The 20,691-nt window shown below is 71.2% G+C and carries 15 protein-coding genes; 9 read left to right on the top strand and 6 right to left on the bottom strand.

Going from position 1 to position 20,691, the window contains the following annotated elements:
* Positions 1-35: 35 nt before the first annotated feature.
* Together RMN98_RS03090 and RMN98_RS03085 are read right to left on the bottom strand one after the other, a co-directional pair.
* Entirely contained in the window at positions 36-2,807 is a 2,772-nt protein-coding gene (locus RMN98_RS03090; protein ID WP_397208704.1) for an FAD-binding and (Fe-S)-binding domain-containing protein, read from the bottom strand.
* Positions 2,801-4,072, bottom strand: a complete 1,272-nt coding sequence (locus RMN98_RS03085) for a hydroxyacid-oxoacid transhydrogenase (protein WP_309647337.1) — start codon at positions 4,070-4,072, stop codon at positions 2,801-2,803. Before RMN98_RS03085 ends, RMN98_RS03090 begins: the two co-directional genes overlap by 7 nt.
* Positions 4,073-4,148: 76 nt before the next feature.
* Between RMN98_RS03085 and RMN98_RS03080 the strand changes: the two genes are divergently transcribed.
* The 9 genes from RMN98_RS03080 to RMN98_RS03040 are packed head-to-tail and all read left to right on the top strand — an operon-like array spanning position 4,149 to position 15,122.
* A complete protein-coding gene (locus tag RMN98_RS03080) occupies positions 4,149-5,339 on the top strand; it encodes a cellulase family glycosylhydrolase (protein WP_309647336.1) in 1,191 nt (396 codons plus the stop codon).
* Positions 5,340-5,398: 59 nt separating this feature from the next.
* Complete coding sequence (locus tag RMN98_RS03075; RefSeq protein ID WP_309647335.1) at positions 5,399-5,653, top strand: hypothetical protein; 255 nt, start codon at positions 5,399-5,401, stop codon at positions 5,651-5,653.
* Positions 5,650-7,815 carry a glycosyltransferase gene (locus tag RMN98_RS03070; protein WP_309647334.1) on the top strand — a complete coding sequence of 722 codons (2,166 nt, stop codon included), beginning with the start codon at positions 5,650-5,652 and terminating at the stop codon, positions 7,813-7,815. Before RMN98_RS03075 ends, RMN98_RS03070 begins: the two co-directional genes overlap by 4 nt.
* Positions 7,812-9,560, top strand: a complete 1,749-nt coding sequence (locus RMN98_RS03065) for a hypothetical protein (RefSeq protein ID WP_309647333.1) — start codon at positions 7,812-7,814, stop codon at positions 9,558-9,560. The genes RMN98_RS03070 and RMN98_RS03065 overlap by 4 nt, the downstream gene beginning before the upstream one ends.
* Positions 9,557-10,339, top strand: coding sequence for a hypothetical protein (locus RMN98_RS03060; RefSeq protein WP_309647332.1), 783 nt, complete (start codon positions 9,557-9,559; stop codon positions 10,337-10,339). The genes RMN98_RS03065 and RMN98_RS03060 overlap by 4 nt, the downstream gene beginning before the upstream one ends.
* A complete protein-coding gene (locus tag RMN98_RS03055; RefSeq protein WP_309647331.1) occupies positions 10,336-11,520 on the top strand; it encodes a hypothetical protein in 1,185 nt (394 codons plus the stop codon). Before RMN98_RS03060 ends, RMN98_RS03055 begins: the two co-directional genes overlap by 4 nt.
* Positions 11,520-12,953, top strand: a complete 1,434-nt coding sequence (locus RMN98_RS03050; protein ID WP_309647330.1) for a substrate-binding domain-containing protein — start codon at positions 11,520-11,522, stop codon at positions 12,951-12,953. The genes RMN98_RS03055 and RMN98_RS03050 overlap by 1 nt, the downstream gene beginning before the upstream one ends.
* Positions 12,950-14,047, top strand: coding sequence for a hypothetical protein (locus tag RMN98_RS03045; protein WP_309647329.1), 1,098 nt, complete (start codon positions 12,950-12,952; stop codon positions 14,045-14,047). The genes RMN98_RS03050 and RMN98_RS03045 overlap by 4 nt, the downstream gene beginning before the upstream one ends.
* Positions 14,048-14,051: 4 nt before the next feature.
* Entirely contained in the window at positions 14,052-15,122 is a 1,071-nt protein-coding gene (locus RMN98_RS03040; RefSeq protein ID WP_309647328.1) for a hypothetical protein, read from the top strand.
* On the opposite strand, the gene RMN98_RS03035 is transcribed toward RMN98_RS03040, so the two are convergent.
* From RMN98_RS03035 to rpoC, 4 genes are all read right to left on the bottom strand, one after another.
* On the bottom strand, positions 15,110-16,003 hold the full coding sequence (locus RMN98_RS03035; RefSeq protein ID WP_309647327.1) for an NUDIX domain-containing protein: 894 nt from the start codon (positions 16,001-16,003) through the stop codon (positions 15,110-15,112). The two genes, RMN98_RS03040 and RMN98_RS03035, sit on opposite strands and share 13 nt — an antisense overlap.
* A 10-nt stretch (positions 16,004-16,013) precedes the next feature.
* Positions 16,014-16,823 carry a lysophospholipid acyltransferase family protein gene (locus RMN98_RS03030; protein ID WP_309647326.1) on the bottom strand — a complete coding sequence of 270 codons (810 nt, stop codon included), beginning with the start codon at positions 16,821-16,823 and terminating at the stop codon, positions 16,014-16,016.
* Positions 16,820-18,067, bottom strand: coding sequence for a geranylgeranyl reductase family protein (locus RMN98_RS03025; protein ID WP_309647325.1), 1,248 nt, complete (start codon positions 18,065-18,067; stop codon positions 16,820-16,822). The genes RMN98_RS03030 and RMN98_RS03025 overlap by 4 nt, the downstream gene beginning before the upstream one ends.
* A 248-nt stretch (positions 18,068-18,315) precedes the next feature.
* Positions 18,316-20,691, bottom strand: a 2,376-nt coding sequence (rpoC, locus tag RMN98_RS03020) for a DNA-directed RNA polymerase subunit beta' (protein WP_309647324.1), incomplete at its 5' end; no start/stop codon positions are given.

Here is a 20,691-nt window from a genome sequence, read left to right as displayed (position 1 = left end):
GGCCACGGGGATGACCAGTCGACGGGTGCGGGGGTTCACCGGGTGATCCTAGAAGCCAGCAGCTCCGCCAGGTGCATCGCCGAGACGCCGGCCAGGTCGTCGAGCTGTACCCGGCAGGACAGCCCGTCGGCCAGCACCACGGCGTCGGGCGCGGAGCGCACCGCCGGCAGCAGGTTGGTCTCCGCGATCGCGACCGAGACCTCGTAGTGCCCCTGCTCCATGCCGAAGTTGCCGGCCAGGCCGCAGCAGCCGGCGACCTTGGTCACCGTCGCGCCGGCCGACTTCAGCAGGCGTGCGTCGGCCTCCCAGCCGAGAACCGAGGCGTGGTGGCAGTGCGGCTGGGCCACGACCTCGACGCCGGCGAGGTCCGGCAGCGGCCAGGCCAGCCGCTCCCAGAGCTCGGCGAGCGTCAGCACTCCGCCCGCCACCTCCGCGGCGCGCGGGTCGTCGCTGAGCTCGACGGCGTCGCTGCGCAGCGTGGCCAGGCACGACGGCTCCAGGCCCAGGACCGGCACGCCGGAGGCGACGTACGGCGCCAGCGCGGCGACCGTGCGGCCCATGATCGTCCGGGCACGGTCCAGCTGGCCGGTGGTGACCCAGGTGAGCCCGCAGCACGCGTCGTCGGGGATGACCCGCGCGCTCAGCCCGGCCGCCGCCAGCACCTCGATCACCGCCGTGCCGGACGCGGGGTGGAAGTGATCGGTGAACGAGTCGGCCCAGATCCACACGTCGGGCGCGCCGGCTGCATCCTGCGAGCGCACCGTCCGGCGCAGCGTCCGGGGGGCGAAGGACGGGATCGAGCGGCGCTGGTCGATGCCGGCCGTGGCCTTGGCGAGCCGGGCGATCGGACCCAGCTTCATCATCCGGTTGGCGACGCCGGCGAGCGGCGCGGCCACGTCGGCCCACATCGGCAGCCGCCCGAGCGTGTAGTGGCTGCGGGGCCGGCGCCTGCCGCGGTAGGTCTGGTGCAGCACCTCGGCCTTGTAGGTGGCCATGTCGACGCCGGTCGGGCAGTCCGACGCGCAGCCCTTGCAGGACAGGCACAGGTCGAGCGCCTCGTGGACCGCCGGGTCGGCGAGCCCGTCGACGAGGGTGCCGTCGAGCGCCTCCTGGAGCACCCGGGCACGGCCGCGGGTGGAGTCCTTCTCGTCGCGGGTGGCCTGGAAGGACGGGCACATCACGCCGGCCGTCGAGGCGGCCACGCACTTGCCGACCCCGGTGCACCGGTGCACGGCGTCGCCGAGGGAGCCGCCGTCGTGGGTCATCCGCAGCAGCGGCACCACCGGCAGCCGCGGCCGGCCGGGACGCAGGTCGGCGTCGAAAGGCGCCGGGGCGACCAGCACCCCGGGGTTGAGCAGGTCGTCGGGGTCGCAGATCGCCTTGACCGCGCCGAAGAGCGCGATCGACCCGGCGTCGTACATGAGGGGCAACAGCTCGGAGCGGGCGCGCCCGTCACCGTGCTCCCCGGACAGCGACCCGCCGTGCTCGCGGAGCTTGAGTGCGCTGGCGACCAGGAAGTCACGGAAGACCGCGCGCCCCTCGTCACCGTCGTGGAAGGGGAAGTCGATGCGCACGTGGACGCAGCCGTCGCCGAAGTGCCCGTAGGGCACGCCGTCGAGGCCGTGCTCGCGCAGCAGCTCGTCGAAGTCGCGGAGCCAGGCACCGAGCCGGGCCGGCGGGACCGCCGCGTCCTCCCAGCCGGAGTAGGCCGGGGTCCTGAGGCTGCGGGCGGCGAGGCCCGCCCCGTCCTCGCGGATGCGCCACAGGTCGGCGGCCTCGGCCGCCTCGCGCACCCGGCGGGTGCCGAGCGCGCCGGAGACCTCGGCGAGCCGCCCGAGCAGTGCCTCCGACTCGGGGCCGGAGACCTCGACGAAGAGCCAGCCGGCGCCGGCCGGGAGCTCGGCCACGGGGCGACGGGCGCGGACCAGGTCGACGATCCGGGCGTCGATGCCCTCGCACGCCACCAGGCGGGCCCCGGAGTCCGTGGGTCCACCACGGTCCTCGGCCGCGAGCAGCGCGGGGACAGCGTCGGCCGCCTCGATCATCGACGGATAGCCCAGCACCAGCAGGTGCCGCGCCTCGTCGGCGACCAGCGACACCGTGGCCTCGCGGACCAGGCCGAGCGTGCCCTCGGAGCCGGCCATCAGGCGGTCGACCCGGCGGCCGTGCTCGGGCAGCAGCTGCTCCATGCCATAGCCACTGACCTGACGGGAGAACTGCCCGAAGCTCGTGCGCACGTGGGCGAGGTGCGCGTCGGTCAGCTCGGCCAGGCGGGACGACACGTCGGTCTCGCCGGTGCCGAAGAGGACGTCCAGGTCGACCACGTTGTCGGAGGTGCGGCCATAGCCCAGGGCGCGGGAGCCACAGGCGTTGTTGCCGATCATCCCGCCGATCGTGCAGCGGGTGTGGGTCGACGGGTCGGGCCCGAAGCGCAGCCCGTGCGGCGCGGCCGCGGACTGGAGGTTGGCGTGCACGACCCCGGGCTCGACGCGCGCCGTGCGCGCCTCGGGGTCGATGCCGACGATCCGGTGGAGGTGGCGGGCGACGTCGACGACGATGCCCTCACCGACCGCGTTGCCGGCGATGGACGTGCCGGCGCCGCGCATGGTCAGCGGCACCGAGGCGGTGCGCGAGACATCGAGGATGGCCGCCAGCTCGTCCTGGTGCCGCGGCCGCGCGACGACCTGCGGCACGACCCGGTAGAGCGAGGCGTCGGAGGAGTAGAGGGCACGGGCCAGCACGGAGTCGTCGACGTCGGTGACGCCACGGCGCCGGAGCTCGGCGACGAGGTCGGGAGCGCTCACCAGTGCTCCATCGAGCCCTGGAAGACGGTCGCGAGGTCGTCGTCGGTCACGGGCTTGGGTGCCGTGGCGAGCAGGCGCTGCTGCTGGAGCGCTCCGGTGACCAGGTCCCCGACGTCTCCCTCGCCGAAGCCGACCTCGCCGAGACCGTTGGGGATGCCGATGTCGCGCATCAGCCGGGCAAGCACCCCCGGCAGCACGTCCGGCCCGTCACCGGCACCCGTCGGCAGGTCCGGCTCGAGGAGCCGCGCGGCGTGCAGGTGCCGCTCGGGAGAGGCGTCGAAGGTGAAGCGGAACGCCTCGGGTGCGGTGAGCGAGACGGCCATGCCGTGCGGGACGATCGCCTCGTCGTCGGGGTAGCCCTCGGGACGGAAGGTGCGCACCCGCCCGGCGATCGGGTAGGCGTTGGCGTGCGGGATGTGGACACCGGCGTTGCCGAAGCCGAGACCCGCGAACGTGGCGGCGAGCGCCATCTGCTCGCGGGCGGTGGTGTCGGAGCCGTCGCGGACCGCGGCGCGGAAGGAGCCGGCCAGCATCGACAAGGCCCTCTCCGACCAGACGTCGGCGACCGGGTTGGCCCCGCAGTAGGGCACCCGCTGCTCGGGGCGCTTGGCGTCGAAGTCGCCGTACCAACGGGCGGTGTAGCTCTCGAGGGCGTGGCAGAGGATGTCCATGCCCGAGGCCGCGGTCACCATCGTCGGCTGGGTGAGCGTGAGGGACGGGTCGACCACCGCCAGACGCGGTCGCAGCAGGGCGTGGCTGATGCCCGTCTTGACCTTCAGCGCGAGCACGTCGAGCACGCAGATGGTGGTGCTCTCGCTGCCCGTGCCGGTCGTGGTGGGCACCGCCACCAGCGGCAGGAGGGGGTTGATCGGCGCCCGGGCCTTGCCCACGGGGGCGTTGATGTAGTCCATCAGCACACCCGGGTTGGTCGTGAGCAGGTTGACGGCCTTCGCCGTGTCGATGGCCGACCCACCACCCACCGCGACGATGGCGTCGAAGGGCCCGGCGTCGCGGGCGAACGCGATGGCCGCCTCGAGGGACTCGTCGGTCGGCTCGACCCGCGCTCCGTCGTACGTCGTGACCGCCAGGTCGAAGGCGGCCATCTGGTCGGCGATGCGCGCCGGGTGCCCCGTGGCGGCGACGCCCGGGTCGGTGACCAGCAGCACCTTCCGCGCACCCCAGCCGGCCAGGTCGTGGCCGATCTCCGCCGACGCCCCCGATCCGAACTTGAGGGCGGGTGAGGCGTAGGTGAAGACGGTCTCGGTCACGACCTCAAGATATCCAAGAGACCCCACCCACCGGTGTCCGCGGCCCTACGATGAGCGCCGGAGAGGGGGGCCTTCCATGTCGTTGGTGACGCGCTGGGCGCTGGCCGTGGCGCTGCTGGTCGGATTCGGCAGCGGCGCTGCGGCCCTGACCCTCGCCGACGCCGGGTCCGGCCAGGATGGTGGGGGCCTCCCCGCCCCCCGCCCTGTCGTGGACCACCAGCGACTCGTCGACAGCCGCACCGGCCGGGAGTTCGTGCCCCGGGGGGTCACCTGGAGCAGCTTCGAGTACGCCTGCGCCCAGGGTTGGGGCCTCTCGACGCTCGACCTGCTGCCTGGCGCCGACCCGGCCGCCGACGAGGCGGGTGCCATCGCGGCCTGGGGCGCCACGACCGTGCGCCTGCCCCTCAACCAGGACTGCTGGCTCGGGACCCGGGGCGCACCGGTCAGCGATGCCCAGGACGAGCGCACGGCGCAGGACTACCGCGCCGCCGTCGGCGGGTTCGTCGACACCCTCAACCGCGCCGGCCTCGTGGTCGTCCTCGACCTGCACAGCCGCAAGCGCCTGGGCGCCGACGAGTACGGCAGCCTGGCGATGCCCGACTCCGAGTCGCTGGTCTTCTGGTCGTCCGTGGCCACGGCCTTCCGCGACCACCCCTCGGTCCTCTTCGAGGCCTTCGACTCCCCCGGGTCCCGCACGGACGCGGCCGGTCGTCGCGTCTTCGACCCCAGCTGGCTCTGCTGGCGCGACGGCGGGTGCGAGGCACCGGTCGAGGACGGGGACACCACGCCCCACGGGGGGCTGACCTTCCCCGCCCAGGGCATGGACCGCATCGTGCGGACCATCCGCGACGCCGGTGCCCGCCAGCCCATCCTGCTCCCGGGGCTCGCCGACGGCACCGACCTCACCCACTGGCGCGAGCTCGCGCCCGAGGACGACCAGCTCGTCGCGGCGTTCCACCTGGACGGCGTCGGCGCCTGCGTCGACGCCCGCTGCTGGGACTCCGTGGTCGCGCCGCTGGCCGACGTGGTGCCGGTGGTGACCACCGATCTCCGCCCCAGCGACCCCGAGGGCGGCGACCTGGCGCCCTACCTGGCCTGGGCCCGGAGGCACCAGATCGGCACGATCTTCTGGGTCTGGGCTGCCCACGACAACGACCCTGTGTCACTCATCCGTGGAAGTGGGAGCACCCCTTCGCCCTACGGCGAGCTGGTGCGGTCCTTCTTCACGGGTTCTACACGAAAGCCCTGGTCAGAGCCGTCTCGGTAACACCCAACTGTTACCCCGACGTGGATCCGGCGTAGGAGCCGGTCCGAGACGATGGACGTATGACAGTCCAGACGTCCGCGTCACGACCAGCCGGGAAATCGGTCGGAGCCGCCACCGTCGGCGTCCTCCTGACGCTGGTCGTCTTCGCCGCCGTGTTCCTGGCCTTCCTCATCGCACCGTTGCTGGCGCTGCTGCTGGCCTTCGTCGCCTACACGGTGATGCGCCCCCGCGAGAACCGCACCACCTCGTCCGGGCCGGGCAGCCCCGCCGGCTCCGGTCAGGCCGCCTCCGGCTTCGGGGCGGGCACCCAGTGACGACCCCTCAGACGACCCAGTCTGAGACCCGCACCACCACCCGCACGACGGTCCGCACCGCGACCCGCATCGGGGACGGCGTCGACGCCGACGTGCGCCACCTGATCCCCGAGGGGATCTGTCGCACCTTCCGGGTCCTGCCCTACGGCGTGGAGGACGGCACCGTGCTGGTCGCTGCCGCCGACGCCGACGACGCCATCACCGAGCAGGTGGTCGCGGAGCGCCTGGACCGACCGGTGCAGCTGGTCCGCCACACCGTCAACGAGATCGTGGCAGCGATCGACGTGGCCTACCCTCCCGTCGAGTCGGAGGTCGAGACACCCGACGCCCGTCGCGCGCGGATGCAGATGGCCCAGATGCTCACCCGCAGCGGCCTGGTCAGCTCCGAGCAGCTGCAGCGCGCCATGCTGGAGTACGCACGCACGGGCGACCCGCTCGGCGACATCCTCGTGTCCCACGAGTCGATCAGCGAGGACGTCCTCGTCGCCGCCCTGTCGGAGCTGCACCAGATGCAGCGCGTCGGCCTGGGCGACTTCGAGCCGGACCTCGAGGTGGCCCGCCGCCTGCCCGAGCCTCTCGCGCTGCGACTCCAGGCGATCCCTGTCGCGGAGACCGACGACATCGTCCTGCTCGCGGTGGCGCGCCCCCTGCTCGACGACGACGCCACCGAGGTCGAACGCGCCCTGGGGTCGTCGTTCCGCCAGCTGCTGGCCAACCGCACCGAGCTCGACCAGCTGATCCAGCGGGTCCACAGCGCCCACTACGCCGAGATCTCGACGCGTGGGCTGATGGAGAGCCGTCCCGAGTCGTCGGCCCACGTCGTCGTCACGGGCACCCAGAAGGCCGTGCTCGTCATGACGATCGTCGCGCTCGTGCTGTGCGGGGTCATCTGGCCGGTCAACACACTGATCGGCATCGTCGGCTTCTGCAGCTTCATCTACCTGATCGTGTCGGTCTACAAGTTCCGCCTCACCCTGCGCGCCCTCGGCACGCACCTGGAGACCGACGTCACGGACGCCGAGATCGCCTCCCTCGACGAGCGGCACCTGCCCGTCTACACGATCCTCGTCCCTCTCTACAAGGAGGCCGGGATCGTGTCGCGCCTGGTGCGTGACATCAACGCGCTGGACTACCCGCGCACGCGTCTCGACGTCAAGCTGCTCTGCGAGGAGGACGACGACGAGACGATCGACAAGATCATCTCCCTGGAGCTGCCACCGCACTTCCACCTCGTCGTCGTGCCCGACAGCCTGCCCAAGACCAAGCCCAAGGCCTGCAACTACGGATTGCAGCTCTCCACAGGGACGCACTGCGTGATCTTCGACGCCGAGGACCGCCCTGACCCGGACCAGCTCAAGAAGGCTCTGCTCGCCTTCGACCACGTGCCGGCCAACGTCGTGTGCATCCAGGCCAAGCTCAACCACTTCAACCAGGACCAGAACCTGCTGACCGCATGGTTCGCCAACGAGTACTCGATGCACTTCGAGCTGGTGCTGCCCGCCATGGGCGCCTCGGAGTCGCCGATCCCGCTGGGAGGCACGTCCAACCACTTCATCACCTCCACGCTGCGCGAGCTCGGCGCCTGGGACCCCTTCAACGTCACCGAGGACGCCGACCTCGGCATCCGGCTGCACCGCGAGGGCTACCGCACGGCGATGATCGACTCCACCACGCTGGAGGAGGCCAACTCCAACGTCGGCAACTGGATCCGGCAGCGCTCGCGCTGGAACAAGGGCTACTACCAGACCTGGTTGGTCCACATGCGCAACCCGTTCACCCTGCTCTCGCAGACCGGTCTGCGCGGCTTCATGAGCTTCAACCTCACCATGGGCTCCGCCTTCGTCCTGCTGATGAACCCCATCTTCTGGGGCCTGACCACGCTCTACGTCCTCACCCAGTGGGGCTTCATCGAGCAGCTCTTCCCGGGCATCGTCTTCTACGTCGCCAGTGCGATGCTCTTCATCGGCAACTTCATCTTCGTCTACCTCAACGTCGCCGGCAGCCTCCAACGCGGGGAGTTCGGCATCACGCGCACCGCGCTGCTCTCCCCGCTCTACTGGGGCCTGATGAGCTGGGCTGCCTGGAAGGGCTTCATCCAGCTCTTCACCAACCCCTTCTACTGGGAGAAGACCGAGCACGGCCTGGACGAGGGGTCGTCATGACCGCCCAGCTGGACCAGCCGGAGCCCGACGTCGCCACGGTGCACGTGGTCACGACGCGCGAGCGGCTGGCCGGGGTCGTGCAGTCCGTCGGACGGCGCCCCGACGACATCGAGCGCCGCTGGTGGGAGAGCGCACTGGTGTTCGGCCTGTTCCTGGTCGCCTACACCTGGTTCGGCTACTGGCTCGTGGTGGACATGCACGTCGTGGGCTTCGAGACCCTCGACCGCTTCAACCGAGCCCTGATGATCTGGCACAACGACCCGCCCAAGCTCTCCTCCGTCGGCTTCGACTACCCGCCGCTGACGATCCTGCTGATCTCGCCGCTGACGATCGTCCCCGCCCTGGCCAGCTCGCTGATCGCGGTGCCCCTGGCCTCCTCCGTCTTCGCCGCCTTCACGATGGTCATCTTCAACACGATGATGCGCCGGGCGCAGGTCCTCGCCCCGCTGCGGGTCATCGTCCTGGTCGCCTTCGGGCTCAACCCGCTCATCGCCCTGTACGCCGCCAGCGGGGCACGCCACTTCATGTGGCTGGCCTTCGTGGTGGCCGCGCTCGGTGCGCTCTTCGCGTGGTACGTCACCGCCGACATCCGCTTCGTCATGATCGCGGGCCTGGCCTTCGCGGTCGCCGCGCTCTCGGGCTACAGCAGCCTGCTGTGGTTCGTCGTGAGCGCCGTCATGGTCGGGGCCATCCTGGCCCGGCTCGGCGCCGACGGCACCGAGATCGAGGGCACCACCGTGGGGTTCGCCGCCCCGACGGTCTACGTCATCGCCCTGTGGTCGGTCTTCAACCTGATCCTGGTCCTCAAGCCCTTCAACTGGATCACCGCCAGCAGCGACTCGGCCTCCTCGGGCGGACTGGAGAGCTTCTCGGCCGTCGAGCTGCTGGAGTACACCGGACGACTGGTCCTCTACGGCGCACCGATCGCCATCGTCGTGCTGCCCGCGCTCGTGTTCGCGGGCATCGCGCGCCGCAACAGCCTCGCGCTGTGGCTGGCCGTGATCTTGTTCCTCTCGATCATCGTCCCGGCCGTCTCGGTGGCACTCAAGCTCACCGACTCGCCCATGGTCATGCGCAACGCGCTGCCGATCCTGCTGTTCTCGATGATCGGCGCGATCTGGCTGGCCCGCTCCGCGGGCGACGGCGCCACGCTGGTCAGCGCCCTGCTGGTGGCGGGGCTGATCATCAGCATCCCGTGGACCTTCCAGGCGATGAAGACCTACAAGTACCAGGGCCTGGAGTCCACCTTCGCCGCCGCCGTCTCGACCCGCCAGTCGCAGGAGGGCGCCACCACACCGGACGGCTCCACCGTCGGCTACGTGTCCGAGCAGGCCATGGCGACCTGGATCAAGGACAACGTCAGCCTCAACAGCTCCATCCTGACCGACAACGCGCAGACGTCGGCGGTCATCCTGCTCACCGGCGACCCGGCGCTGTTCTTCGACCGCGTGGACAAGTCCGACGGCCCGTGGCTGAGCGCGGCCAAGGACCCTGCGGCACACGTGGACTACATGCTGCTCTCCACCGGCTCCTCGGAGGACCTGCTCAGCAACCTCTACGAGGATGCCGTCGACGGCAGCAACGCCTTCCTCACCGAGGCCTACCGCACCGACCGCTACGTCCTGGTCAGCGTGCCCTCCGGCTTCCGACGCGGTGCCGACTCGCTCGGCGACGAGGACCCCGCCGCCCTGTCCATCCCTGGACAGGGCATCACCACCACTCCCGTGGAGGGGGCAGACCGATGACCACCACCCATCCGGGCCAGACCGTCACCCCGGCGCCGTCCCTGAACGACATCCTGGCCACCAGCACCAAGGACGAACGCATCGGCCGCGTCGACTTCACCGCTCCCTTCGTCACCGACCTCGTCGAGGAGGGCGGTGCAGCCACGGCGCCACTGGCACCCGTGGCGCCCGAGCCGATCGCCGAGACCGTCGTCGAGGTGGAGCCCCTGCTCGTCGTGGAGCCCGAGCCCGAGCCCGTCGTGGAGCCCGAGCCCGAGCCCGTCGTGGAGCCCGAACCCGTTGCCGAGGCCGAGCCCCTGCCCGAGCCCATCGCGGAGGTCGAGCCCCTGCCGGAGCCGGAGCCGGAGCTGCTCGCCGTCCCCGTCGACGTACCCCTGCCGGCGCCGCCGGCGGCCGACTCGCTCGCCGAGGAGCTGCCGCACCTGGCCATCTCGGTCGAGGAGATCGCCGCGACCGTCATCGACCGCATGCAGCGCGCCGGTGAGGCGCACGTGCGTCACCTCGAGGCCGTCGAGCTCGAGACGGCCCGCCGCTGCGAGCTGGTGACGGCCCAGGCCGAGCTCGACGCCGAGCTGATCCGCCTGCACGCCCGGCGCGAGGCGCACGCGATCCTCACGGCGGCCCGCATGCGCACCGGTGGTGCTGCCGGATCGGCCGCGGAGGGCCGGCTCCTCAGCGAGATCAACACCTCCCTCTCCCGGTTCGCCGAGTCGATCGAGACATCCGTCGCCGAGGTCTCCGAAGCATCCGAGGCCCACGACCTCCCCTCGCCGTCATGAACAGCCAGGTCCGCGGTCGCCGTCGGCGACACCACGCCCTCGTCGCGCTGGCCGTGGTGGGCACGCTCGCCCTCGCCGGGTGCGGCGGCGACGACGAGCCCTCCGGCCGCTCGACGGCCGAGATCGACGCCGCAGGCCCCCAGGTCACGATCGACCCGGTGACCGGCGACGGTGGCACGATCGTCACCGAGCAACGGTTCTTCAGCGAGAAGTCCCCGTGGAACAACCGCATCGACGACCGCGAGCTCGATGCCGCCTCCGACGAGATGATCCGGCTCGCCAAGATCCGCGTCGGCGTCTGCGAGGAGGCCGACGCGGGCAACGACCTGCGGCTCTGCGACCGGGAGATCACCGAGGGCGTCTACATCAACACCGAGGCGTGGACCACGGCCGTGGTGGCCGGCGGCGAGCCCACCGACGTGGTGTGCCGCCAGGTCAAGTGCGGCGACGGTGATGACACCGTGGTGCTCAACATCCCTGCCGACGTGGACCCCGACCCGCGCTACGACGGCTGGTTCACGATCTTCGACACCACCAGCTCGGTGGCCTACGACCTGTGGCGTGCGCGCCGCGAGTCCGACGGCAGCATCTCCTACCACTTCATGCGCGAGTGGGACCTCAACGGGACCGGCTACGGCGCCCCGCAGGTCGTCAGCGCCCGCGGCTCCGGCCTGCCCCTGTTCGCCGGGCTGATCAGCCCCGACGAGCTCGAGGCCGGACTGATCGACCACGCACTGGCGATCAGCCTGCCCGGCCCCGCCGCCAACTGGTTCGTCCAGCCCGCTTCCTCGACCGACGGCAACGGCAACGAGCGCTCGATCCCCGAGGGTGCCCGGATCCGTCTCAAGGCTGACGTCATCCCGCCCCGCCCCGTGGACCCGTTGACCAAGAAGCCGATCAAGATGACCGCCCAGCAGCGTCGCTACGCCGACGCCATCGTCGCGGCCCTGCGCACCTACGGAGCCATCGTCGTCGACCGCGCCGCCGTCCCGACCCTCTACGCCCAGCGGGACGTCACCGCGACCTACCTCAACGGCAACGAGCTCCAGGGCCTGCACCTCGACGACTTCGAGGTCGTCCAGCTCGGCAAGCGCTACGAGTACCCCCCGGAGGACGTCGTCGACGAGAACGGTCTCGTCACCAGCCCGACCGGCAGCACCACCAGCCAGGGAGTCCAGTGATGCGCAGCAGCCGTCGACCGCACGCCCTCGTCGCCCTCCTCGTGACGGCCGTGCTGGTCCTGAGCGCCTGCTCGGACCAGACCCCCGAGGCGTCGGACACCGTCGCCCAGCAGGAAGCGGCGCGCTACCGGCAGAACACCGACGAGCAGGAGCTCATCAACAAGCGCAACGCCGAGCTGCCGAGCCGTCCCGGCGGTGTCGTGGACATCGAGGGGTCCAGCGGCTCACTGACCGCCGAGGCGGCCCGACGCTACGAGTTCAACGGCAGCACCACCGACGTCACCTACGCCGAGACCGGCGAGGACCGTGCCTTCCAGCGGTTGTGCGCCGGTGAGATCGACCTGGTCGACTCCTCGCGCCCGATCAGCCGCGCGGAGTGGGACGCGTGCCGTGCCGTCGGCCTCGACGTCGTGCAGTTCCAGGTCGCGGCGGACGCGGTCGTGCTCGCGATCAAGTCCGAGACGGACGTGGGTGGCGACTGCCTGACCACCGCCCAGGTCCAGGACATGTTCCGGGCCGGCTCGCCGGTGACCAGCTGGTCCCAGCTCGCGCTGGACGACGTACGCCTCGAGACCGGCGGCCCGACGCCCGACAACAACGCCTTCGGCTTCTTCGGGCGCTACGTGCTGGACGCCCCGGAGCCCAGCCTGACCAACCTCCGGTCGGACTACCAGGCCTTCGACTCCGACAACGGCGCCCGCATCTGGGTCGTCGGCGACACCCGCGAGCACGCGCTCGCCGACCGCTACCCCGAGCGCGCGCGCAAGCGCACCGAGCTCAACAGCCAGCTCGAGGTCTCCTGGCAGGTGCTGCGCGACGCGGCCTCCGAGGTCAGGGCCGCCAAGGCCGAGGTGGAGAAGGGGATCCGCGACAAGCGGTCGCCCGAGGACAGGGCGCGCGACCAGCAGCGCCTCTCCGACGCCTTCGTCGCACGCGACGCCGCCCGCGCCGCCAAGAACCGGGTCGCCGAGCGACGGGCCGCCGCGCTCGAGCTCTTCGGCCTGGCCCGTGACGCCAAGCGCGTCATCGACGGCACCCGCGGCAACGTGGCGTTCTTCCGGTTCAGCTACTACGAGCTCTACGAGGACCAGCTGAGGCCCTTCGAGATCACGTTGCCCGACGGGGAGCGCAACTGCATCTTCCCCAGCCAGCGCACGATCGTCAGCGGTGAGTACCCGCTCGCCCGTCAGCTGCTGATCACGACCACCACCCGGTCGCTCCAGCGCCGCGAGGTCAACGAGTTCCTCACGTTCTACGTCAACCAGTCCGAGAAGCTCGCGGCCGACGCCCGGCTGGTCGGCCTGCCGGCCAACATCATCACCCTCCAGAACAGCTGGTTGCGGGGCGAGACCCCGGTGATCCTGGTCAGCCCCGACGAAGAGGTCACGACCCAGGCGCCGCAGCAGCAGCCTGAGGAGAAGCCGGCTCGATGAGCATCGCGTCCCGCTCCGCCACCCTGGTGGTGGCCGTCCTGACGGCCGCCCTGGTGACGGTCGGGACCACGGCGGTGCGGGCCGATGCCGACCGTGGGGCGGCCCGGGTCGAGCAGACGTCACGCCTCGGGACCGTCGCGGGCGGCCCGGCCCCGCGTCTGCAGGCGCGCGCGACCAGCACCGCCGTACGACGGGTGCAGAAGGTCACGCTGAAGTGGGACGGTGGGTGGAAGGACCCGGTCCAGACGAAGTCGGCGACCATCCCGGGCATCGGTGAGGTCACGCTGGTCTGCAGGCCCAACACCACCATGATCCGGATCTTCGCCAACGACCGCTCAGCCGAGACCCAGATGTGGTTGGCCAAGCACGAGGTCAAGAACCGGCGCAACGTGGTGGCGACCAAGACCGTGCGCATCTACCGCTACGCGCACGCCTTCGACGACGGCACCGGCGGCACCGGCGCCTTCGCCCACGAGGGCCTCAACCAGGTCTCCCCCATCGAGAACTACTCGTCGGGCTACGTCGACGGCATCATCAGCCAGCGCCCGGGTCGCCACCAGGCCGCCGCAGGTGCACCGATGCCGCCCGTCACGTCGTTCAGCCTGAACTGGTACTGGAACGGCTTCCACCACCCGCCGGAGTACCGTTTCTGCCAGTTCGACGCGGTCTTCAAGACGACCTTCCCGACCCGCCTGGGCGTCAACTGGCACGGGGAGGCCGACGCGGTCGACACCGTGCTCCAGAGCTCACGGCTGCCCTCGATCGGCCAGCTCAACGTGCGCTGCGGCACCAACGACGACGGCGCCGGCGGCATCCAGTCGATCAGCCTGGTGCCGGACGTCGACAACGCGGACGTCTACGCCGAGACCGTGACCGGCGAGGGTGACGTGGATGACCACATCGACCCCTTCTCGAAGGGATTCGACCCCGAGACCGGCAAGGTCGGGCCGATCCCGATGCCTCGCAACGGCATCGTGCGCCTCTTCTTCCGCGTCGGCGGGATCGAGCGGCGCTTCATCGTGTCCTCCTACTACGTGACCAACAACGGCAACGCGCGGCTCAACCTGTGCGAGCTCGCCGTCGCGCCGTTCTAGCGTCGTGCGCGGATCCCGATGCCGGTCGCTGCCGGCCCTGCTCGCCCTGGTCCTGCTGGGGTCCACCGGGTTGCTCCTGCCGGCGTCGGTCGCTGCCGGGGCGGCAGCCGAGCGCCAGGCCCCGGCCGTCTCGCAGGTCCGCGGCTCCTCGACCGCCCGCAGCCTGGTGCAGCACGTGACGGTGTCGTGGGACCCCTCGACCCGGCGCAAGGTCTACTCCAGGAACGCCGTGGTCCCGGGCATCGGCGAGCTCGCGCTCATCTGCAAGGGCAACGCGACGTTGATCCGGCTGCACACCGAGGACCGCGGTCTCGAGACGCAGATGTGGCTGCAGAAGTTCGAGGTGAAGAACGAGCACAACGTGGTGGCGGTGAAGACCCCCCGGATCTACCGCTGGGCGCACGCCCTCGACGACGGCACGGGTGGCACGGGCTACTACGCGGCCGAGGGCCTCAACCAGCGCACCCCGATCGAGAACTACTCGTCGGGCACCATCAACGGGATCATCAGCCAGCGTCCGGGACGCAACCAGCCGGGCACCGCGTTCGCACCCAAGCCGGTGACCACCTTCGAGCTCTCCTGGTTCTGGAACGGCTTCCGCCACCCGGCCGACTACCGCTCGTGCCGGATCGACGCCGTCGTCACGACCCAGCTCGACACCCGTGCGGGCATCACCTGGCGCGGCTCCGCGGACGCCGTGGGTCACGACCGTCAGACCACACCGATCCCCGGCTTCGGCGACCTGAGCCTGGAGTGCCGCGACGAGGTGGACCCCACCGGAGCCGCGCAGACGCTGAGCATCAGCCCGGGCGCCGCCGACGCCGACCTCTACGTCGAGCGGGTGACCGGCGAGGGATGGGTGGAGGACCACGTCACCACGCGCACCTACACCTACGGCGAGACCGTCCCCGCGACGCTCGGCCCCGTGCCGATGCCACGCAACGGGACGCTGCGCCTGCGCCTGCGGGTGGGTCAGGCCGAGCGGTGGCTGCTCGTGTCGAGCTATGACGTCGTCAACAACCCCGACCCACGGCTCAACCTGTGCGAGGTGGCGGCGGCGCACTACGCGCGCTGACCGCCCTCCCACGCCGCAAGGGCGGCGCGCACCAGCGGCACGACCGGCACGGCGCCCGACCCGACGTCGGCGAGCGGCACCCACGCCGCGGCATCGGTGGTGCCGCCGTCCTCGACGCTGAGGTCGAGCGGGTCCGCGCCGTCGGACAGGGCGGCACGGAAGACGATCCCGATCGCGTGGAAGTCCTCGTCACGCCCGGAGGGAGCGGTACCACGGACCCGCTCGTCGTCGACGGCGAGCACGTCGGTGACCACACAGGTCAGACCTGTCTCCTCACGCACCTCGCGCAGCACCGCGTCACGGGGCGCCTCACCCTGGTCGATCCCGCCTCCGGGCAGCGCCCACAGCCCGGTGTGGAAGCCGCGCGGGGACACCCGGGTCAGCAGCACTGCGTCGTCACGCACCAGCAGGGCGTAGGCCGCCGTGCGCTGGAGCCGGGCCGGCCCATGGGCCGCCAGCGCCTCCTTGACCAGCCCCACCACCGGGATCGTGCCGGCCAGGACGTCGGCGACCGGGTGCCAGGCCGCGTCGACGGTCGAGCCGTCGACCTCGACGACGCGCGGCTCGGGCGCGTCGACCGGCACCCACCCGTCGTAGACGATGCGCAGGCTGTGGGCGTCCGCGCGACGTCCCTTGCGCCAGGCGTCGGGCTGGTGGAAGGAGAAGGTCTGCGCCGTCGGCCCGATGGTCACCGCGAGGCCGGTCTCCTCGCGCACCTCGCGCACGACCGCGTCGCGCGGGTCCTCCCCGTGGTCCAGCCCGCCACCGGGCAGCGTCCACAGCTCCTCGCGGGCCAGGCGCGGCGCCAACCGGCTGAGCAGGATCTCCCCGTCCCGCAGGATGACCGCATAGGCGGCGACCCGCTGCACCTGCTCCCGCATGGGCGCCAATCTACGGCTCCCGGTCCTCGAGGCCCGGCCCCCAGGTCGGCTGCACGGCCGATCGGGGCATCCCGTCCAGCAGGAACGACACCTGCCGCTCCACGGCGTGACCGCCCAGGTGCGCGGGGTACCACGGTGCCCGCTCCCCCGGTCGCGGCCGGTGCTCGGGCAGGCGCTGGAGCGTCTCGAGCCCCTCGTGCAGCCGGCGGCCGAGGTCACGGGTCGACTCCACGAGGTCCGCGTCCGGAGCCACGTGCACGGGTGCGCCGAACCGCACGTCGACCAGGCGGCCGCGGGTCAGGTCGGGCCGCGGCAGCGGGTCCTCGAGGGACCGCTTCTGAGGCCACAGCCGGTGGCTGCCCCACAGCCAGACCGGCACGAGCGGCGCGCCGCTCTCCCGCGCCAGCGCGACCGCCCCGGGCATCAGGGCGCGCGTCGTGTAGGCCGCCGAGATCCCACCCTCGGGGAAGACGCACACCGCCTCCCCCTGGCCCAGCAGCCGCCGCGCCTGGAGGTACGCCGCCGCCGGGGCCTGCCGGTCGACGGGGATGTGCCCCATTCGCTCCATCGCCCGGCCGGCGACCGGGGCGTCCCAGATCTCGTGGCGGCACATGAAGCGCACCCGGCGGCCGCTGTCGAGCAGGGAGCGACCGATGAACACGAAGTCCGGGAAGGACACGTGCGTGGCCGCGAGCACCACCGGACCCGTGGCCGGGACGTGCTCCTCACCTTCCCAGCGCGTGGTGACCTGCAGCGAGCGCAGGACGACCTTGCCGAGCACGATCGTGGCGCCGTACCACGGCTCGCGCCCGCCGCTCACGTGAACGGAGGGCGGTGGTCGAGCGCCAGGGAGCGGCGCCCGGCCCAGCGCCAGACCCGGGCCGAGCGGTCGCGGTCCTCGTCGGTCACCAGGTTGCCCATCCAGCGCAGCGCCAGGGTCATCAGCCAGTCCGAGCGCATCCCGGCCGGTCCGAGCGTCGGCAGCAGCCGGGGAACGGTGACGAAGCCGGCCAGGCGGCGGGCGACCGAGAAGGACTCGCCGTAGTGCTCGCGCAGCATCGCCGGCCACGCCTCGGAGAGGTCGTCGGTCTCGGTCATCATCTGCGCGACGAAGCGGCCCGTCTCGAGGCCGTAGTCGATGCCTTCGCCGTTGAGCGGGTTGACGCATCCGGCGGCGTCGCCGATGAGGGCCCAGTTGCGGCCGGCGACCCCGGAGACGGCCCCACCCATCGGCAGCAGCGCCGACGTCGGCATCCGCAGCTCGCCGGTCAGCCCGAACTCCTCGCGGCGCTCGTCGGCGTAGAAGGACATCAGGGGCTTGATCGCGATGTTGGCAGGCCGCTTGGCGGTGGCCAGCGTGCCGACGCCGACGTTGACCTGTCCGTCGCCGAGCGGGAAGAGCCAGCCGTAGCCGGAGAGGATCTCGCCGTCCTCGCCGCGCAGCTCGAGGTGGGAGCTGATCCACGGGTCGTCGGCCCGGGTGGAGTCCATGTAGGCGCGACCTGCGACGCCGTAGACGGTGTCGCGGTGCCATTCGCGACCCAGCACCTTGCCCAGCGGCGAGCGGACGCCGTCAGCGACCACGAGCCGACGACAGGCGATCTCGAAGCGCTCACCGTCGCGCCCGCCCCGCTCGAAGACGACGGCGGCCACCCGGTCACCCTCACGTCGTACGTCGACGGCACGCACCCCGTCGAGCGCCGTCGCGCCCGCCTTGATGGCCGTCGTGCGCAGGTGGTCGTCGAGCTCCATGCGGGGCACCGCACTGCCCCAGGAGGGCAGGGTGCCACCCGGCCAGGGCAGCAGCAGGGTCTGGCCGAACCCGTGGGCGCGCAGGCCCTGGTTGACCGTGTGGGCCCGCAGCCAGTCCTCCAGCCCGAGCTTCATCAGCTCGCCCGTGGCACGAGGCGTGAGCCCGTCACCGCACGTCTTGTCCCGGGGGAAGACCGCCGCATCGGTCAGCACGACGTCGGCCCCACCACGAGCCGCCCAGGCGGCTGCGGCTGATCCGGCGGGGCCGGCGCCGACGACGAGGACGTCGGTCTGGGAAGGTGCGCTGCTCACCCCCCGATTCTCCCACCCAGGCGGTGAAGGACCTCAAGCGGGACGCCGAGCCGGCGCGATGTTGCAGGCCGTACGCCGAGCCGGCGCGATGTTGCAGGCCGTACGCCGAGCCGGCGCGATGTTGCAGGCCGTACGCCGAGCCGGCGCGATGTTGCAGGCCACCGGGAGGCTCCCCCACGTCCGCGACTGGATCTGGACGCACCAAGGCCCGCCCACGCGAGCGTGGGCGGGCCTTGTCGGACTAGCACTCAGTTCTGGTAGGAACCGAAGTCGAAGTCGTCAAGCGCAACAGCCTGACCGGAGCCGGCGTTGCCGAACTCGTAGTCGTAGGAGTCGTAGCCCGTGACGGAGTAGGCCGCAGCGCGGGCTTCCTCGGTGGGCTCCACCCGGATGTTGCGGTACCGCTCCAGACCGGTGCCGGCCGGGATCAGCTTGCCGATGATCACGTTCTCCTTCAGGCCACGCAACGAGTCGGAGCGTCCGTGGATCGCCGCGTCGGTGAGGACGCGGGTGGTCTCCTGGAAGGAGGCCGCGGAGAGCCACGACTCGGTCGCGAGCGAGGCCTTCGTGATGCCCATGAGCACCGGACGACCCGAGGCCGGCTTGCCGCCCTCGGAGACGACCCGACGGTTCTCCTCCTCGAAGCGCGTGCGGTCGACCAGGTCGGAGGGGAGCAGGTTCGTCTCGCCCGACTCGATGACCGTGACGCGACGCAGCATCTGGCGCACGATGATCTCGATGTGCTTGTCGTGGATCGACACGCCCTGGCTGCGGTAGACAGCCTGGACCTCGTCCACGAGGTGCTCCTGCGCCTTGCGCACGCCGAGGATGCGCAGCACGTCCTGCGGGTCCGGCGTACCGGACGTCAGGTGGTGCCCGACCTCGATGTGCTGGCCGTCCTCGACGTTGAGGCGCGAACGCTTCGACACCGGGATCTCCTGGACCTCGGAGCCGTCGTCCGGGGTGACCAGCACCTTGCGGGACTTGTCGGTGTCCTCGATCTCCACGCGACCGGCGGACTCCGAGATCGGGGTCCGGCCCTTGGGCGAGCGGGCCTCGAAGAGCTCGACCACGCGGGGCAGACCCTGCGTGATGTCGTCGGCCGAGGCCACACCACCGGTGTGGAAGGTGCGCATGGTCAGCTGCGTGCCGGGCTCACCGATGGACTGGGCGGCGATGATGCCGACCGCCTCACCGATGTCGACGAGCTTGCCGGTGGCCAGCGAACGGCCGTAGCACTTGGCGCAGGTGCCGGTCTTGGCGTCACAGGTCAGCACGGACCGGACCTTGACGACCTCGACACCGGCAGCCACGAGCTCACCGATCTTGACGTCACCGAGGTCGCCGCCCGCCTCGACCAGCACGTCGCCGGTCTCGGGGTGGGTGACCTCGCTGGACGCCGAGCGGGCGTAGGCGGCGGTCTCGGCGTTGTCGTCCTTGCGCACGACACCGTCCTCGCCCTTGACGCCGATGACCTTGGGCAGGCCACGCTCGGTGCCGCAGTCGTCCTCACGGATGATGACGTCCTGCGACACGTCCACCAGACGACGGGTCAGGTAGCCCGAGTCAGCGGTGCGCAGCGCGGTGTCGGCCAGACCCTTGCGGGCACCGTGGGTCGAGATGAAGTACTCGAGCACCGACAGGCCCTCACGGAAGTTGGCCTTGATCGGGCGAGGGATGATCTCGCCCTTCGGGTTGGCCACCAGGCCTCGCATGGCGCCGACCTGACGGATCTGGTTCATGTTTCCGGATGCTCCGGAGTCGACCATCATGTAGATCGGGTTGGAGCGCTCGAAGGTCGCCTCCATCGCGTCCCCGACCTCCTTGGAGGCCTCCGTCCAGATCTCGATGAGCTCCTGGCGACGCTCGTCGTCGGTCACCAGGCCGCGCTCGAACTGCTTCTGGACCTTGGCGGCCTGCTCCTCGAAGCGCGAGAGGATCTGGATCTTGTTGGCCGGCGTCGTGACGTCGTCGATCGAGACCGTCACACCCGAGCGGGTCGCCCAGGCGAAGCCGGTGTCCTTGAGCGCGTCGAGCGAGGCAGCCACCTCGACCTTGGTGTAGCGCTCGGCCAGGTCGTTGACGATCGCACCCAGGGCCTTCTTGCCCACCTCGTAGTTCACGAAGGGGTAGTCGGCCGGCAGGGTGTCGTTGAACAGGGCGCGGCCCAGCGTGGTCTCGAGGGTCAGGGACTGACCCTCCTCCCAGTCGGGACCGAGCTCGAGCTCGAGCGGCGGCACGATGTCGTTGAAGCGGATCTTGACCTTGCTCTGGACCGAGATCTCGCCCTTGTCGTAGGCCATGATCGCCTCGGCCGGCGACGAGAAGGCGCGGCCGGCTCCTGGCTCGTCCTCACGGTCGGTCGTCAGGAAGAACAGGCCGATGATCATGTCCTGGGTAGGCATGGTCACCGGACGGCCGTCCGACGGCTTGAGGATGTTGTTGGTCGAGAGCATCAGGATCCGCGCCTCGGCCTGGGCCTCGGCCGACAGCGGCAGGTGCACCGCCATCTGGTCACCGTCGAAGTCGGCGTTGAACGCCGTGCAGACGAGCGGGTGGATCTGGATGGCCTTGCCCTCGATCAGCTGGGGCTCGAAGGCCTGGATGCCGAGGCGGTGGAGCGT

The sequence above is a fragment of the Nocardioides sp. genome (assembly GCF_031397825.1).
Classification (GTDB): domain Bacteria; phylum Actinomycetota; class Actinomycetes; order Propionibacteriales; family Nocardioidaceae; genus Nocardioides.
This window is presented reverse-complemented; position numbering and strand designations above follow the sequence as displayed.

Bases quoted from the DNA above. Each gene is read 5' to 3' on its own strand.
- RMN98_RS03080 (WP_309647336.1), top strand. From the start codon at position 4,149: ATGTCGTTGGTGACGCGCTGGGCGCTGGCCGTGGCGCTGCTGGTCGGA.
- RMN98_RS03075 (WP_309647335.1), top strand. From the start codon at position 5,399: ATGACAGTCCAGACGTCCGCGTCACGACCAGCCGGGAAATCGGTCGGA.
- RMN98_RS03065 (WP_309647333.1), top strand. From the start codon at position 7,812: ATGACCGCCCAGCTGGACCAGCCGGAGCCCGACGTCGCCACGGTGCAC.
- RMN98_RS03060 (WP_309647332.1), top strand. From the start codon at position 9,557: ATGACCACCACCCATCCGGGCCAGACCGTCACCCCGGCGCCGTCCCTG.
- RMN98_RS03055 (WP_309647331.1), top strand. From the start codon at position 10,336: ATGAACAGCCAGGTCCGCGGTCGCCGTCGGCGACACCACGCCCTCGTC.
- RMN98_RS03050 (WP_309647330.1), top strand. From the start codon at position 11,520: ATGCGCAGCAGCCGTCGACCGCACGCCCTCGTCGCCCTCCTCGTGACG.
- RMN98_RS03045 (WP_309647329.1), top strand. From the start codon at position 12,950: ATGAGCATCGCGTCCCGCTCCGCCACCCTGGTGGTGGCCGTCCTGACG.
- RMN98_RS03035 (WP_309647327.1), bottom strand. From the start codon at position 16,003: ATGCGGGAGCAGGTGCAGCGGGTCGCCGCCTATGCGGTCATCCTGCGG.